Source organism: Pseudomonas sp. W3I7, assembly GCF_030816095.1.
Lineage (GTDB): Bacteria > Pseudomonadota > Gammaproteobacteria > Pseudomonadales > Pseudomonadaceae > Aquipseudomonas > Aquipseudomonas salomonii.
In genome coordinates, this window is record NZ_JAUSXP010000001.1 from 1,919,962 (window position 1) to 1,935,204 (window position 15,243).

At 61.0% G+C, this 15,243-nt stretch carries 12 protein-coding genes; 4 read left to right on the forward strand and 8 right to left on the reverse strand.

From position 1 onward, the window contains the following. Positions 1–3: 3 nt before the first annotated feature. The 3 genes from QF043_RS09105 to QF043_RS09115 all read left to right on the forward strand — a co-directional run bounded on the left by QF043_RS09105 (position 4) and on the right by QF043_RS09115 (position 3,529). The gene (locus QF043_RS09105) at positions 4–1,590 is read left to right on the forward strand and encodes an FAD-dependent oxidoreductase (RefSeq protein WP_307418234.1); all 1,587 of its coding nucleotides are present in this window, start codon (positions 4–6) and stop codon (positions 1,588–1,590) included. Between the two features lie 11 nt (positions 1,591–1,601). Beyond that, entirely contained in the window at positions 1,602–2,024 is a 423-nt protein-coding gene (locus QF043_RS09110; RefSeq protein ID WP_065911881.1) for a RidA family protein, read from the forward strand. A gap of 323 nt (positions 2,025–2,347) precedes the next feature. Continuing rightward, entirely contained in the window at positions 2,348–3,529 is a 1,182-nt protein-coding gene (locus QF043_RS09115; RefSeq protein WP_307418235.1) for an EAL domain-containing protein, read from the forward strand. A 32-nt stretch (positions 3,530–3,561) separates the two neighbouring features. On the opposite strand, the gene QF043_RS09120 is transcribed toward QF043_RS09115, so the two are convergent. Beyond that, a complete protein-coding gene (locus tag QF043_RS09120) occupies positions 3,562–4,128 on the reverse strand; it encodes a hypothetical protein (RefSeq protein WP_307418236.1) in 567 nt (188 codons plus the stop codon). Beyond that, on the reverse strand, positions 4,125–5,039 hold the full coding sequence (locus QF043_RS09125) for an NAD synthetase (protein WP_307418237.1): 915 nt from the start codon (positions 5,037–5,039) through the stop codon (positions 4,125–4,127). The genes QF043_RS09120 and QF043_RS09125 overlap by 4 nt, the downstream gene beginning before the upstream one ends. 185 nt (positions 5,040–5,224) lie before the next feature. Here QF043_RS09125 and QF043_RS09130 point away from each other — a divergent pair, with 185 nt between their 5' ends. After that, positions 5,225–5,713: a type VI secretion system tube protein Hcp gene (locus QF043_RS09130; RefSeq protein ID WP_307418238.1), complete on the forward strand. Its 489-nt coding sequence runs from the start codon at positions 5,225–5,227 to the stop codon at positions 5,711–5,713. 15 nt (positions 5,714–5,728) lie between these two features. Here the strand turns inward: QF043_RS09130 and QF043_RS09135 are convergent, their stop codons facing one another. The 6 genes from QF043_RS09135 to QF043_RS09160 all read right to left on the reverse strand — a co-directional run bounded on the left by QF043_RS09135 (position 5,729) and on the right by QF043_RS09160 (position 15,240). Then, positions 5,729–6,565: a 5'-nucleotidase, lipoprotein e(P4) family gene (locus tag QF043_RS09135; RefSeq protein ID WP_307418239.1), complete on the reverse strand. Its 837-nt coding sequence runs from the start codon at positions 6,563–6,565 to the stop codon at positions 5,729–5,731. A 621-nt stretch (positions 6,566–7,186) separates the two neighbouring features. Beyond that, positions 7,187–9,697: a fimbria/pilus outer membrane usher protein gene (locus tag QF043_RS09140; protein ID WP_307418240.1), complete on the reverse strand. Its 2,511-nt coding sequence runs from the start codon at positions 9,695–9,697 to the stop codon at positions 7,187–7,189. Between the two features lie 85 nt (positions 9,698–9,782). Then, positions 9,783–10,523, reverse strand: coding sequence for a molecular chaperone (locus tag QF043_RS09145; RefSeq protein ID WP_307418241.1), 741 nt, complete (start codon positions 10,521–10,523; stop codon positions 9,783–9,785). A 75-nt stretch (positions 10,524–10,598) separates the two neighbouring features. Then, entirely contained in the window at positions 10,599–11,201 is a 603-nt protein-coding gene (locus QF043_RS09150) for a fimbrial protein (protein ID WP_138814730.1), read from the reverse strand. Between the two features lie 194 nt (positions 11,202–11,395). Then, the gene (locus tag QF043_RS09155) at positions 11,396–12,043 is read right to left on the reverse strand and encodes a response regulator (protein WP_056861299.1); all 648 of its coding nucleotides are present in this window, start codon (positions 12,041–12,043) and stop codon (positions 11,396–11,398) included. Positions 12,044–12,066: 23 nt separating this feature from the next. Next, on the reverse strand, positions 12,067–15,240 hold the full coding sequence (locus QF043_RS09160) for a response regulator (RefSeq protein WP_307418242.1): 3,174 nt from the start codon (positions 15,238–15,240) through the stop codon (positions 12,067–12,069). Between the last annotated feature and the right edge of the window lie 3 nt (positions 15,241–15,243).

Genomic DNA, 15,243 nt, shown 5'->3' on the forward strand with positions numbered 1-15,243 from the left:
GACATGGGACTGACACGCCGTGAAGCGCTGTCGAGCATCGCCGCTGTAGGCGGTGAAAAGGCCGTCAAGGATGCACTGGCGGTATTGGGGTTGGGGCCGTCGTCACATCGACGCCCGCAGCCGCTGAAACTCAAGCCTGGTTTGGGGCAGGGCACTCGTATACTGGTGCTGGGCGCCGGGATTGCCGGGTTGGTGACGGCTCTGGAATTGAGTCGCGCCGGCTTCAGCGTGCAAGTACTGGAGGCCCGCAACCGCGTGGGCGGGCGCACCTGGACCCTGCGTAATGGCGATCGCGTGGACTACAAGGACGGCCGCACGCAAACCGTAGCGTTTGATAAAGGCCTGTATTTCAACGCCGGCCCCGCCAGGATTCCGAGCCAGCACCGCACGCTTCTCGACTATTGCAGCGAACTGGGTGTGCCGCTGGAAGTGCTGGTCAACAGCAGCCACGGCGCCCAGGTGCGGCCCGATCTGCGACAGTCGGCGTTTACCGTTGGCCAGGCGATCAATGACACGCGCGGGCATCTGTCCGGCTTGCTGGCCAAAGCCGTGCAGCGCGATGCCCTCGATGATGTGTTGAGCGGTGAAGAGCGCACGCGTTTGCTGGCGTTCTTGCAGGTGTATGGCGACCTGTCCCAGGAATTGGCGTTTGAAGGCAGCCTGCGCTCCGGCCACCTGGAGTCGCCTGCCCACCCCGGCGCGCTGCCCGCCAGCCGTAGCCCGCTGGCGCTGGACCGGCTGCTGCATCCGGAGTTGTGGGGCGCGTTATTGCACACCGAATTCCCGGAATTTTCCGCCCCCATGTTCCAACCCGTCGGCGGCATGGACCGCATCACCGACGCCTTCTACCAACGCGTGCGCGAGCACGTGCAACTGGGTGCCCAGGTGCGGCAGATCCGCCAGCTTGAAGACGGCGTGGCGGTGACCTACCACGACCAGCTCAGCGGCCGCGAACAGGTGGTGCGTGCCGATTACCTGGTCTCGACCTTGCCGTTGCCGCTGCTGGCCAAACTCGACACCGACTTCAGCGACCCGGTCAAAGCTGCCTTGCTCAGCACCCGCAGCGATCAGGCGACCAAAGTGGCGTGGCAATCGCCGCGCTTCTGGGAAACCGACTACCGCACCTATGGTGGCCTGTCGTGGATCGAACACCCGGCGCGCCTGCTGTGGTACCCCAGCAACGACCTCAACACCCGCGACGGCTTGCTGGTAGCCGGCTACGTGACCGGGGAGGGCGCCGACGTGTTTGGCGCCAAGCCGTTCGACCAGCAGTACGCCACGTCCAAAGAAGCCGTGGAGCTGCTGCATCCGGGTTATTCAAAACACTTGCGCCACCCGCTGGCGGTGTCCTGGGAACAGATCCCCTACAGCGAAGGCCCATGGCTGCAACGCGAACACTTCCCGGCCGATGCCAGTGCCTTGCTCGAGCAGGCCCACGGCCGCGTGTACTTCGCCGGCGACGGCCTGGTGCAAAGCGGCGTAGGCATCTGGCAGGAATCGGCGGCCAACTCTGCGCGCCATGTGATTGCGCAACTGGCTGAGCGCATTACCCAACAACAACAACAGCGTGCGGCACTCGCCGCCTCCTGAGGAGCATCACCATGAGCGACAGCATTCAACGCACCAGCGTCGGCGATTTTCCCATCTCGCAAACCGTCACCGTACCGGCCTCGGCCAGCCTGATTTTCGTCAGCGGCACCTTGCCCGATCTGGTCGACCCGAATGTGCCTGGGGTTTACGGCAACACCGAAGTGCAGACGGTGTCGGTGTTCAACAAACTGCGCAAGATCCTCCAGCAGCAAGACCTGGACCTGGGCGATATCGTGCAATTGCGCGTGTTTCTGGTAGGGGCCGAAGAGACCGATGGCAAGCTCGACTTTGCCGGGTTGCAACGTGGTTACACGCAGTTCTTCGCCACGCCCGAGCAACCGAACAAGCCCACGCGCACGGCGTTGCAGGTGGTGGCATTGCCGTTGCCGGGGGCGCTGGTGGAAGTGGAGGCGATTGCGGCCAGAACAGCCTGATCCGTTATCCAGGATGACTGAGCGCGTGGTGGCCAGTAGGCTTGTGAACCGAGTATCTTGACACATCCAGCCTCGGTGACGATTGGCCGCTGCCCTTACCCCCATCAACGGCCATGGCTGCTTGAGATCGCTGGCCACAGCTCGTAGCAACGCACGTTCTCCCGCCAGCCGAGCGGCGGATGTCGTTCAACAGATCGGCTGCCTTTGGCCTGTTGCTGATATTTTGAGAAATATCCTACATCCATAGAGGATTAGTCATTCTCGTTTTTGCAAGGCGTTTTTAGACAATCGTTGACTCCACCGTCAACGAGCCCACGGCAATGATGAGCCAGCCTTTACGCGTCCTGATCCTTGAGGAACACGCCTCTGCGCGCGCCGTCGTCGTGAGCCAGTTCGAACGGTTGGGGCATGCGGTGATTGAGGCGACGCATGCCATTGAAGCCTTGGCCCTCCTGGAAAGCGTGGGTGGGGTTGATGTCGTGCTGTGCGACTTGTCCATGTCCGGCATGGATGGACTGGAGTTTTTGCAACATGCTGCGCAACGAGGGTGGCTGCATGGCGTGATTGTCAGCGGCCACCCGCCGCCCGGAATCAACCAGGCCCTGCAACAGTTCACCCGCTTGCTCGGCGTGCGTTTGCTGGGCCATGTCGACAAGCTGGCGACCCTCACTCAGCTCGAAGAGGTCGTGCATCGTCATCAGCCTGTTGGGGACGTAGCGCCTGCGATTTCGCCTGAGCTGCCATTGTTTACTCAAACGCAAGTGTGCGACGCATTAGCGGCCGGCCAGCTGCACGCGTACTACCAACCCAAATTCAGTCTGTGGACCAACGCGATGACCGGCGTGGAAGTGTTGAGCCGCTGGCAGCACCCGCTCTATGGTCTGTTACCTGCAATGGCCTTCATGCCGGTGCTGGAGCGTGGCGGGCTGCTCGACGACTTGTTGTTTGCGCAGATGCACCAGGCCTTGACCCTGCAACAACACGTCAGGGCAAGCGGCATGGCCTTGAACCTGGCGTTCAACCTGCACGCTCAGCAACTGGCTCAGGGCGGGTTGAGCCGCAAGATCGAAGACGTCATGGCCCCGTTCCAGGCACCGCGTTCCAGCGTAACGTTCGAGCTGACCGAAAGCGGCCTGCTGGAAGCCTCGGCGAGCAGCCTGGCGTGCCTGATGCGTTTGCGCTTGCTCGGTTGCAACCTGTCTCTGGATGACTTCGGCGCCGGGTATTCATCCTTGCAACGCCTGTGTCAGCTGCCGTTCAACGAGATCAAGCTGGATGCCGAGTTTGTGCGCGGCATGACCGCCGACCCACGTTGCCGCGCAGTGATCCACAGCACCCTGGCGCTGGGCGACAGCCTGGGCATGACCGTGGTGGTGGAAGGCATCGAAACCCGGGAGCAGCAGCGGCAATTGCTGGCGATGGGCTGCAGGGTGGGCCAGGGTTATGTGTATGCACAGGCAATGAGTGGCGAGCAGTTGTTGTGGCGGTTGCAGAACGTGGCTTGATGGAGGTTGAGCGAATGTAGCTGGCAGGGCGCTCACCACCCTTTCCAGCGGCCTTGTTTTTTCAGGGTGGCGATGATGACTTCGCGCTTGCGGCGGATTTCTACCATCTTGTGGCGCAGTTCGCGGCAGCGGTTGCTGTTGAGGATCAGCAGGCCGGTCAGCGGGCTAAGCAGTGACATAGCATAGAGAAAAAGCGGCGGGCGGTACGCAATTGCGGGTAGGGATATCAGTAAGCAAATTACGTAAATGCTAACACTGATCCATACCAAGCGGACTCGACCATAGGTGACCTGAGCTTTTGAAAAAAAGAGGACGAAGCCTGTTGTAACGCTGCCGAAAAAAAAGATCTTGATTGCAAGGTCTTCCGGAAGTCTTGAGAGAAAGGTCACCAACAGTAAGACGGCAGTCATCGCAATCGTGAAACAGCCGGCAAGTAGATCGGCGCCAATCACTAGCGCGTAGCGTCTCCTGAACGTTCGCGGGTTCTCAAAATAGAAATATGCGTAAGCGCGATCCTCAGAGGTCAGGGCTTTGCGATCTTCATATATTTCATCCATTCCGGATTCGCTAAGGCCTTTTTTGGGTACGCGCTTGCTCACTGGCTGACTTCCTCGTAGATACCAATAGCCCACGTCTTGATATTTCCTGGCATCGAGCTGCTCGCGAACCCCGGGGTTGCAGCCAAGGCGTCTCTGATGTGATTGGCGGTAGCAAGTTGCATTTCTGTGGCACTGATTCGTTTTGGTAATACGCCGGCGGCTTGTTCCACCTTGAGGATTTTTAGGGTTAATCGAGGGTCACGAAGCCTGAGCAATTCATCATTCAGTCTCGCTCGTTCTTGCCGGTTCAGACCTTTGAGTATTTGTTTGAGAGGTTTGCCAGTGACTCTCTGTGCTGTGTTCACTGTTTTGATTGTGGTCAAGGCAGAAGTGGCGACGCCAAGTAATGCAATGGCATCCAGCGTCGTAACAACGGCCTGATACCAGGTTTCATTATCCAGACGATCAAGGTATTGGGGCGCGAACGCTTCTACACTGGTTCGTCCTAACCCGATGGCGCATTGGGTCATGCTGGCAGCCAGAGCAGCCTTGCCGATAAACGTAATTATCGCACTCGTCCCCGCCGTAAAGGGCATCGCCATCACGCCACTGGTAACGACTATCCAACTCAGTATCGCCCCCGTGCAGGTCACCGCCGTGCCAAGCGCTTCAGCCACCCATTCCGACTCGCGAGGCTCATGCTCCAACATCCGCTTGAACTCCACCGGCCCCACATACTTCGGCGCCTCACGCAGCACGACCTTGATCGGTCGCACACTGCAAATCGCCTGAAACTCGCGCAGTACCACCACGTTAAACATGTCATCGATATACACCACCGCCGCGCCAATCAGCGCCGGGTTGCTATCAATGGCAAAGAACAACTTACGCAGATCGATACTGCTTTCAATCCGCTGACGCGCGGTGCGGTGGGCCGAAGGGAATCCATCTTTAAGCAGGGAAGCCGTCATCCTTAACTCCTGTTTTTGCGGGAGTCGAGAGCGTAAAGATGAGGAGGTAGCGCTGAATGTCGGAAGGTTCGCCATTTCACGTCGGGTGCTTCTCTAACTGTCTTCTGCGTCTTGCGCGCACCGCGGCGGCTGAGGAAAAGTGCGCCCCACGTTACTACCGACGTATACCAAGGCAGGGAGCAAACATGGCAGTCGATATGTTTTTGAAGCTGGGTGATATCAAGGGCGAATCAAGGGACCAGGCCCATCGTGACGAGATCGACATCACCCAATGGGCATGGGGCATGTCGCAGTCGGGGTCGATGCACAGCGGTACGGGCGGCGGTGCGGGCAAGGTCAATATTGCCAACCTGAACCTGACCAAACCGCTGGATAAATCCAGCCCCAACCTGATGATGGCCTGCGCCAGCGGCAAGCATTACCCCGAGGCCAGGTTGGTGGTACGCAAGGCCGGCGGTGCCAGCCCGGTGGAGTATCTGGTGATTACCCTGAAGGAAGTCATGGTGGTGTCCTACAGCACGAATGCTGAAAACACCACCGACGTCGTGCATGACCGCTTCGCCCTCAATTTCGCCAGCGTCGACGTCAGCTACCAGCCGCAGAAAGCCGACGGCGCCAAGGACGGCGGGCCGGTGAAGTTTGGCTGGAACATTCGGCAGAACATCAAAGCCTGAACCCCAGCCAACCCTTCATTGTTCCAGCTGCAACGCCTGCTGCTTAAGCTTGCGTTTCTGCGCAAACGGCAGCTTTTCATCATCCCCATACGGCGCGCTGTACCAGTTGCCGTAACTCGGGTTCGGCAGCAAAAACCAGCGCTGGCCCAGCCAGCTCACGTAGGGTTCCACCGCTTTGCGTTGGGCGGCGAGGGTGTTGGGTTCGGCCTGCACGAAATCACCCAGCGAGTCACCGGCCATCAGCAACACGCGGGCATGGCTGGCGACCCACTGACGGCGACACGTCTTGCCGTAGCCGGCGCTTTCGCAATGGCCGATAGGCGTGCTGGCGGCCAGGACCTGGGTGTCGCTGGCCACCGGAAAACCGCGCAGGCGCAGGTTGGCGACGGTGGCCGCGACCTGGCTGTGTTCGCGGTTGGTGAGGTAGTAAACCTTGATGCCTTTTTGCTCGGCGGCGTGCAGGAAAGCCACTGCGCCCGGCAATGCCTGGGCCTTGGCCTGTTCGACCCAGGTGTTCCAGCGGTCATAGGAATAGACTTGATTATTGATGATGTCGCGCGCGTTCAGCGGCACGTTATCGAGCAGGGTTTCGTCGATATCCACCACCACCGCTGGAGGCAAGCCGTTCAGGTTGCGGGGTGGAAAGGGCAGGGCATCCCAGGTCGGATCGGCCAGGGCCACGTCGAGTTGGCGGGTGGCGTTGGCGAACAGCTGGCGGTAGATCAACTCGTGTTCGATGGAGGTCTGGGTCCAGAGCACGGCGTCGAGTTGGTCGTTGGCCGGCGGGGTCTGCTGGCAGCCGGTCAAGGCGGTGGTCAGCAGGCAGACACTGGCGAAAATCAGGTGGCGCATGGGATGTCTCGGCGGTGGAAGCGTGTGGGCAGCACCTTAGCCTAATCAGGCTATACATCAATCCCGAATGTGGGGGTGGGTTGTTGGTGGACATATCCGTTGCTGCGGTAACGGCGGCTTAGGGTTCCGCCCTTACGGCGGGTCACTTTTGTAAAGACCGGAATGCCGGCCCAGACAAAAGTAACCAAAAAGTCTTCGCCCCAACACTCGGTGCCTCGCTTAGGCTCGGCATGCCCGTAATCCGCCAGTGATTTGGGGGGCCGCCGCCACGCGCCATCCATGGCGCGGGGCGGCTAAACCGGCATCCCTGCCGGTTTACCCCCCAAATCACTGTCAGATTCCGGCCATCGTGTTTGACGGGGCGATTTCAGATCAAGATCAAGATCAAGATCACAAGCGCAGATCAAAAGACCGCTGACTTCGTCAGCGAAAAGGATGTAAGGGCCAGAGCAACAGCAACAGCAACAGCAAAGCCAGAGCCATACTCGGTCAACTGTGGGAGCTGGCTTGCCTGCGATGGCATCAACTCGGTTTACCTGACACACCGAGGTGTCTGCATCGCAGCGGTGCGACGATTCGACAAGCCAGCTCCCACAGAAACGCAGACAAGCCGGCACCTCCTCAAGGCTCACACACCAACGCCTGCCGCTCATAGTTCAGCGCCTTGTTCTGCGGCGCCAACGCATAGCTTGCACTGCAACGCTGCTCGCCCCACTTGATGATCAGCGTGCCCTGATCCTGCTCCACCAACGCCAGCGCATTCCCGTTCGGGTCCGCAATCGCCAGTTGCTTACCCGCCGAGTCTTGCAGCGAAGCCCCGAACGACAACGGCTTGTGCTGCGCATCAAACAACTCGAACAACACCCGTCGCCCGGTGGTGCCGCTGTAACGCGCCACCACGATAGCGCCACGGCGCGGCACCAGTTGCTGGGTGGCGTTGGTGATTTCCACATCGCCGCCCAGGTCGCGGGTGTCCAGGCTGATCCAGTTCACGCGGTAAGGTTGCGCCGTGGGGATCACCGCATAGCCGTTGTAGCCGGTCTCGACGCCGCTGTAGCTGCCGATTTTAGCCCCCGAGATACCCGGCACTTCGGCCAGCGCGAAGGTTTCGCTGACGGTCTGCCCCAGGTTGATGCCGCCTGCGTGGGCAACCACCGAACCTGCGAGGTTAAGGTTCTGCGAGTTGTAGCCCTGGCCCTGGCTGTAGCCCAGGCTCACATCCGCCATGGAGGTGCGGCTGTTGATATTCACCGAGCCGGAGTCGCCACTCGCATCGCTATGGCCCGCCTGCACCGAATAGAAGGTGTCGCTGGTATCGGCGACGTAACCGTTGATACCGGCTTGCGTGGTGGTGTCGCCACGCTGATGGCTGGTGGTGACAAAGGCTCGCGGCGCACGGGCCTGGCTGCCGAGTGGGAAGGAGACGGACAGGTTCACCTGGGTGTCGCTGCTGGGCTCGCCATAGGTGACGATTTGCTGGGTGCGCGTCACGCCAAGGTCGTAGCTCAGGTCGCCCCAGTTGCCGGTGTAACCGGCAGACAAACTGCGCGAGCCGCCACGGTTCCAGTAGCGCTGGTCACTGGCATTGACGTACAGGCTGCCGAACTGGCTGTTACGCCCCAGGCTCTGGTTGATGGTCAGGTCGGTACGGGTTTTCGAGTGGCCGGTGCGCACGCGCACGTCTTCACTGTTGTCTTCCACGTGGTCGGTGAGGGTGCGGTAGCCCTCGGTGGAATAACGGTAGGCGGCCAGGGTGAAGTTGGTGTCAGTGCCGGCAAAGGTCTTCGCGTACAACGCCCGCACGCTGCTGCCCTGGTGGGTTTGCCCGCGGGCCTTGCTGGACGAGTGCGTGGTGTCCAGGGAGAAGGCGCCGAACGCGGTGTTCCTGCCGGCGCCGATCGACAGCGCACTGTAGTCCTCGCTGGCTTGCACACCGACGATGCCGCTGAGGTTGCTGGTCAAACCATACGCCAGCGTGCCGCTGAGAAAACGCGGGCTTCCCAGGCCGTCGGCATTGCTTTTGAACGTGCCCGCCGAGAGGCTGTACTTGACCTGACCTTCACGCACCATGATCGGCAAACTGGAGAATGCCTGCATCGTCACCCGCCGGCTGCCGTCGGCTTCGATCACGGTGATTTGCAGATCGCCGTTGGAGCCGCTGGGGTAGATGTCGTTGATCTCGAACGGGCCGGGCGCGACGTTGGCGGTGTAAAGGATGTAGTCGTTCTGGCGGATCTCCACGGTCGCGTTGGTCTGCGCCACGCCACGAATCACCGGCGCGTAGCCGCGCTCGCTGTCGGCGCGCATGCCGTCGTCGGAGGCCAGTTTGAGGCCGCGATAGCGCACACTGTCGAACAGGTCGGTGTCGGAGAAAATCTCACCGGCGCTGAATTGGCCCTTGATCGCCGTCATGTCGTGCTGCACGTAGGTGCGGTTACTGGTGAAGGTGTTCGAGCGGTTGGTGCCGCTGCTCATGTTCGATTCGTTGCGCAGGCGCCAGGCGCCCAAGTTGATGCCGTTGCGCAGCCCGAGGTTATTGGCGATGCGGGTTTTATAGTCGCCGGCGGTGCGGCTGCTGTTGAGCTGGTAGTTGATGAACGCTGCCGGCACGCCGTCGTCCCACAACTGCGGGTCGACATACCCGCGCAGGCCGCGCTGCATGGCCACTTGCGGAATGCTCGCCAACAGGCGCAGGCGGCTGCTGTCGTAACGCACGCTGGCGTCTTCGATCATGTCCGCGAGGGCATAACATTCTTGCGGTTGTTGTGGGTCGAGTTTGCCTTCGGCCTGCAAACGGCTCATGTCGACGCCCAGTTGCTTGAGCAGGTCGAGGGTCAGGCAGGCTTCGATCCGGCCGTTTTTTGGGTTGCGCTTGAAGTCGATATCACGTCGGCCCACCAGCACTTCGTTGCTGTACAGGTCGACCCGGTAATTGCCCGGCAGCACGCTGTTGGCCGAGAGCAGTTGCTGCAAATCGACGGGCGACTGCGAGCCCTGCAGGAACGTGGTGTTGAAGCCTTGCGCTGCGTCATCGGCCACGGCCCAGGTCGGCAGGCTGGCAGCCATCGCGAGCGACAGCGTCTTCAACTTCAGTACGCCACGTGCGGGCCTGTTGCTGGAAAGAAAAGACATGCGAGGACCTATGACATCCCTGATTGACGGACAGCCGGGCACGCAAACACGCACGCGAAGTGAGCCTGTAAGTAGGCGAAAGTGCTTAGGGTTTCAGGCGCGATTCAGTCGCGTGCGCAGGTACCCCAGCGCCGCTCGACAGGGGCGCGCTGTAGTGGTTTTGCGCGCCATAGTCATTGATGCTGGAAAACGACAGTTGCACCGGGCCGTTGGTAATTGCCGCGCTCAGCGGGAACTGTTTTTGCTCGCCAGGCGCGATCATGGTGGAATCGCTGGCAAGCACCGACTGCACTTTTATGTCGGCCATGGACACGTGGTACAGCGTCGGGTTTTTCACCTGCAACAGGGTCTGGCCGCCGTGCTTGGCCAGTGTCCACTCAAGTTGTGCAGGGGCTTGCAGCGCGCTGCCGGTGAGGCCGGCAGGGCGGTAAAAAATCTTGATGCGCTGGCGGATAGCCAACTGCAAAGTGTTCTCGGCGGCGCTGGCCTTGGGGATTTCCTGCACGTTAAGCCACACCACCGACTCGCGGTCCGTGGGCATGCCTTTGCCTTCGTACAGAATGCGCAGCAATTGCTGTTCCTTGGCAAATACCCGCGCCAAGGGCGGTGTGACGGCAAACGGCGCGCGGCTGGCGCTGGCGTCGTTCATGTCGACCCAGGATTGAATCAGCACATCCTGGTTGCCGTTGCGCACGGTGATATTGGCTTCCTTGTGGTCGCCATCAAACACGATGCGGGTGGCATTCAATGAAATGCTGGCGGCGGCCTGGGCAGCCATAAGCAAGCCCAGCAGCCCCAAGCATGCGGCGATAGAACGAGGCGGCATGAGGGTTATCCGGTGTAATCAAAAGACAATGGCGAGGCCGCAGGGCCTCGCGCGTTCGGTGCCTGGGGCGCCGAGTTATTCGTATTGCAGGATGAACGGCAGGGTGGCATCACCGCGACCGGCGGTGGACGAACCGGCGGCTGCGGTGGTGACGTAGGCGGCCGCGAAGCTCAGGGTGGCGTCGCCGCCAGCGGTGCCGGCGCCGTGCATGGTGCTTTCGATGCGCGCGGTGCTGGACGAGCTGAGGTCGATCAGGCTGCCTTTGCTGTCGAGCAGGGCGATACCGACGTTTTGTGCAGTGGCCGAACCCGGGTTCAGGGCCAGGACTTTTTTGCCGGTGACCAGGCCCGAACCGCCGTTGTTGGCGTCAAAGATCATCGCGACTTTGGTGCCCTGGTTGCAGTTGACGTTCAGGTTGAAGTCTTTGGCGGTGACACGGCCTGCGGTTGGGTTTTCGGCGGTGCCCATGTCCTTGATCGACACGTTGCCCATGTCCACCGAAATGGTGCGGTCGGAGTTGGCGCCGTCGACGGAGCAGGCGTCGTTGTTGATCACGCCGGTGAAGGTGATTTTACCGCTGCCGCCCAGGGTCGGCGTCGGTGCCGGGTCGACGGCAAACGCACTGCCGGAAGCGGCGATAATGGCCGAGGCGATAACAGCCAGGGAAAACTTCTTCATGATGATGTCCGTTAGTGTTAGTTGGAAAGTGCTGTTGTTGAACTGCGAGAGGAGAATAAGCGGCGAGGGCGAGCGAGCGAATAAGACGATTCTTATAAGCCAGGAAACAGTCGGTTTAGAGCGGCGGGAAGGCGCGTGAAGGCCCTGAAAATAAAGGGCGAAGCCATTGTTTTAAATGGCTTGCTAGTGGTGGGTTAGTTGAAGATATTACGCGCCAGGCAATAAGCGAGCAGGTCCTGATCGCTGCTCACTTCAAGTTTGCGCATGGCCGATATTTTTTGCGCGCTGATGGTCTTTGAACTGCGGTTCTGACGGCGAGCTATATCACTGACGCTCATGCCGGAAATAAATAAACGCAGGATCTCGAACTCTTTGGGCGACAAACTGGTAAAGCGCTCGTCAATAGCCGTAAGGGTCTCGACCACCGAGGTTTTTGGCGGTTCCAGGCTGCGATAGGCGCTCTGCTGGGCGATCGCCTTGAGCGCCAGTTGAATCTCGGTGTGCAACTGGCTTTTCTGGATGATGCCGACCACACCCAGCTCTTGCAGACGGGTGAGGATCAGGTGATTGGAAATCATCGTCAGGATCAGGATCTGCACCTGCGGAAAATGCCGCTTCAGGTACTCCACCAGTTTGAGGCCATCGCCGTAGGGCGAGTCGCCCGGCATGTTGTAGTCGGTGATCACGATGTCGGCACCCTGGTGCTGCAACAGCGCGATCAGGCCGGCCGAACACACGGCCTCGCCGACCACCTGGAAGCGTGTGTCGCGCTCCACCAACTCGCGAACACCCAGCAATACGATCGGGTGATCGTCCGCGATTACCACGTTGAATTTTTTCATAGAGGGCCGTCCGTAGTGCCAGTTCAAGTGAGTGAAGAGTGCCCGGGCTGGAGAGTCTCCAGAACGGCCGACAGACGCTGCATCACAGCCTTCACCTTGAGCTCAAGCGTTGTGTCGAGGCTGCCGCGGTTAAGTGCGCTTTCCAGTTCGATGCATGCCTGGGCCAGGCTGAGCGCCTGGACTGCGCCCAGGGCGCCGGCGACCGAATGCAGCAATTGGCCCAGGCCGTGGGCATCACGTTGCAGCAGCGCGGCATCGATACGCTGCAAGTCCTGCTGCACGCTGCTGATGAACAACGGGCGCATCTTGTCCGACAGCTGCACGCTGTCGTCGCAGGCCGCCGTGGCAGGCTCCGGCGCCGGCTTGACCTTACACAGCTTGATCAGCTGGCCACGCAGGGTTTGCAGGCTTAACGGCTTGACGATCCAGGCATTCATGCCCACCGCCAGGCAGCGCACGCCTTCCTCGCGCATGGCATTGGCGGTCACGCCGATAATCGGCAGGTGCGGGTCATGCTCGCGCAGCGTCCTGGCCAGTTCATAGCCATTCATCAACGGCATATTCACGTCGGTCAGCACCAGGTCAAAGGCCTGTGGTTGCCACAGTTGCAGCGCCTGCTCGCCGTTGGCGGCCAGGCTCACCGAACAGCCAAGGGCTTCGAGCTGTTCCTTGATAATCGCCTGGTTGACCGGGTTGTCCTCGGCCACCAGGATGCGCAACCCCAGCTGCCCGGCGCTTTGTGGCCGGGCCGCTGCGGGTTGCTCATGCTTGCCGTGCTGCGCCAGGGACACGGTGCTGGCGATGCTGCGCACATCGTGCAGGTCGACCACCCAGCCTTGCGCCGTGTGCAGCGGCGGGCTGTGCGCGCCCGGCAGGCACAGCACGCGTTGGCCGGCCCATGGCTTGGCGGGCTCGTTGGGCAGCAGGTCCACCAGTACCGCGTGGCGGCTGTCCGGTTCCTGAGTGGAAGCTGCCAGCGCCGCCTCGATGCCCAGGCGATTGAGCCAGTCACTCATCGACTGCGCCAGTTCGCGCACCGGCGCCTGCACATACACCGGCGTCGGGCTGGGCTCGATCAGCGGCACGTTGGTCAGTGCGCCGCAGCACAGCGGCAGGCGCATTTTCAGGGTAAAGCTGCTGCCCAGCCCCGGCTCGCTGACCACGCGGATTTCGCCGTCCATCATCTGCGCCAGCCAGCGGCAAATCGGCAACCCCAGCCCGGCGCCGCCTTCGCTGGCGGTGTCCGGCGCCTGGTAGAACAGGTCGAACAGCTTGGCCTGCTGCGCTTCGGGAATGCCGACGCCGGAGTCGGTGACTTGCCATTCCAGGTCGACATGCTCGGCGTCCAGCGCCATGACCCGGGCACGGATTACCACGCGCCCGATGTCGGTGAACTTGATCGCGTTGCTCACCAGGTTATTGAGGATCTGGCGAATGCGCATCGGGTCGCCCATCAGGCAGTCCGGTAAGCGCGGATCGATGCAGCTGTAGAGCTGCAAACCCTTGCGCTGGGCGAAAGCGGCGTAGGTGTGCAGGGTGTCTTCGAGCATGTCCAGCGGGCAGAAGTCCACGGCTTCTATCGCCATTTGCCCGGACTCGATCTTCGACACATCCAGCACATCACTGATCAGCTGGAACAGCGTGGCGGACGAGCGCTGGATGGTGTGCAGGTAGGTTTTCTGAGGCGCGTCCAGGTCGGTCAGGCCAAGCAGCTCCAGGGTGCCGAGCACGCCATACAGCGGCGTGCGGATCTCGTGGCTCATGGTCGCCAGGAACAACGTCTTGGCCTCGTTGGCGGTATCGGCGGCGTGACGTGCCTCTTCCAGCGCCTGGGCGTCTTCGATGTGCCGGGTAATATCGTTGAAGGCATACAGGCGCACGTTTTCGGCCTGATAGCGGGTCGACACAAAACCGATTTGCAGGTGCCGGCCTTCGATCTCCAAGTGGCTTTCGCCGCTCTCGGCGCTGTCATGTTGACCGGCCATGGCCGCCACCAGGCGTGCGGTGCCCGGCCATTGCTGGGCGCGCTGGTTTTCGATCAGTACCTTGCCGTCGCTGCGGCGCACCACGCACAAGCCGGTGGGCGCGGTGTCGATGATCACGCGGCTGAACGCCACGCTTTCGGCGATGCGCTCGTGGGCCAGGCGCGCCGGGGTGATCACTTGGCGCCGATACCAGCGGCTGCCGGCCCAGCCCAGGGTGACCAGGCTGACCAGCAGCAGCGCCAGAGTGCTCAGCGGCCACAAAGCCGAGTGGAAGAAGTGCGAGTAGTTCAGGCCATAGACCGCGCTCCAGGGCTGGTCGCCGGCCTGGGTAATCTTGAATTCAAAGCCATTGGCCGTGAAGTGCACGCCATCGCTGAGCGACGCCTCGGTGGCTGGCCCGACCAAACGGGTGCCGTCGGGCGCAAACAAGGTAAAGCGATCGAAGGCCGAGTGATCCAGCGCGCGCTGCACATCGTCCACCTGCGACAGGTCGAGCAAGGTGCCGATCACCGACGGGCCCTGGCCGTCGAGTGCGAGGCCCATGTAGGCCAGCAAATGTTCGGGCTCCGGCCCTGCTTTCCAGTACACCCAATCCTGCTCCAGCGGCTGCGGCGTCTGTGCGAGGGTTTGCTGCACAGCGTTGACCAGCGCCACCTGGTTGCCGGTCTCTTCAGTGTTTTCGCGACGCTGATAGCCCACGGAGGGAATGGTGATGGTGTAGTTCGTCTGACGATTGAACAGATACGTTTGCGGTGCCTCGTACGGTGACGAGGACCAAAAGGCGCTGTAGTAACTGGTCAGGTGTGCGCCCAGGGCAAAAATCGGTGGCCGGGCAGCAACGCCGACCTGCTGCTCATCGAACTTGACGTCAAACGGTACCGAAAACGAGTACTTCTGACCTTCGTATAACGTGCGGCGTTTCTCGACCATGCGGCTCTTGAGGCTGACCTGCACGTGGGTGGCCCGCAGCAATTCGGCCTGGATGCCTGGGTGTGTCAGGCTCTTGAGATAGGTTTGCTGCTCGCTGAGGTTTTCCATCAGCCGCGCAAAATGAAAGCGCGTGGCGCCATAACGGGTTTCGATCCCGCGTTGCAGTGACCAGTAGTTGGTGAGGAGCAGCAGCAACGCGATTCCAATCAGCACCATCAGGCCCTTGTTCAGGCGTACGGAACTGCGGGTAAAGGCTTCGAGTATCGCGTTGTTGTGCTTCATCAG

Bases quoted from the DNA above. Each gene is read 5' to 3' on its own strand.
- QF043_RS09105 (WP_307418234.1), top strand. From the start codon at position 4: ATGGGACTGACACGCCGTGAAGCGCTGTCGAGCATCGCCGCTGTAGGC.
- QF043_RS09110 (WP_065911881.1), top strand. From the start codon at position 1,602: ATGAGCGACAGCATTCAACGCACCAGCGTCGGCGATTTTCCCATCTCG.
- QF043_RS09115 (WP_307418235.1), top strand. From the start codon at position 2,348: ATGAGCCAGCCTTTACGCGTCCTGATCCTTGAGGAACACGCCTCTGCG.
- QF043_RS09125 (WP_307418237.1), bottom strand. From the start codon at position 5,039: ATGACGGCTTCCCTGCTTAAAGATGGATTCCCTTCGGCCCACCGCACC.
- QF043_RS09130 (WP_307418238.1), top strand. From the start codon at position 5,225: ATGGCAGTCGATATGTTTTTGAAGCTGGGTGATATCAAGGGCGAATCA.
- QF043_RS09135 (WP_307418239.1), bottom strand. From the start codon at position 6,565: ATGCGCCACCTGATTTTCGCCAGTGTCTGCCTGCTGACCACCGCCTTG.
- QF043_RS09140 (WP_307418240.1), bottom strand. From the start codon at position 9,697: ATGTCTTTTCTTTCCAGCAACAGGCCCGCACGTGGCGTACTGAAGTTG.
- QF043_RS09145 (WP_307418241.1), bottom strand. From the start codon at position 10,523: ATGCCGCCTCGTTCTATCGCCGCATGCTTGGGGCTGCTGGGCTTGCTT.
- QF043_RS09150 (WP_138814730.1), bottom strand. From the start codon at position 11,201: ATGAAGAAGTTTTCCCTGGCTGTTATCGCCTCGGCCATTATCGCCGCT.
- QF043_RS09155 (WP_056861299.1), bottom strand. From the start codon at position 12,043: ATGAAAAAATTCAACGTGGTAATCGCGGACGATCACCCGATCGTATTG.
- QF043_RS09160 (WP_307418242.1), bottom strand. From the start codon at position 15,240: ATGAAGCACAACAACGCGATACTCGAAGCCTTTACCCGCAGTTCCGTA.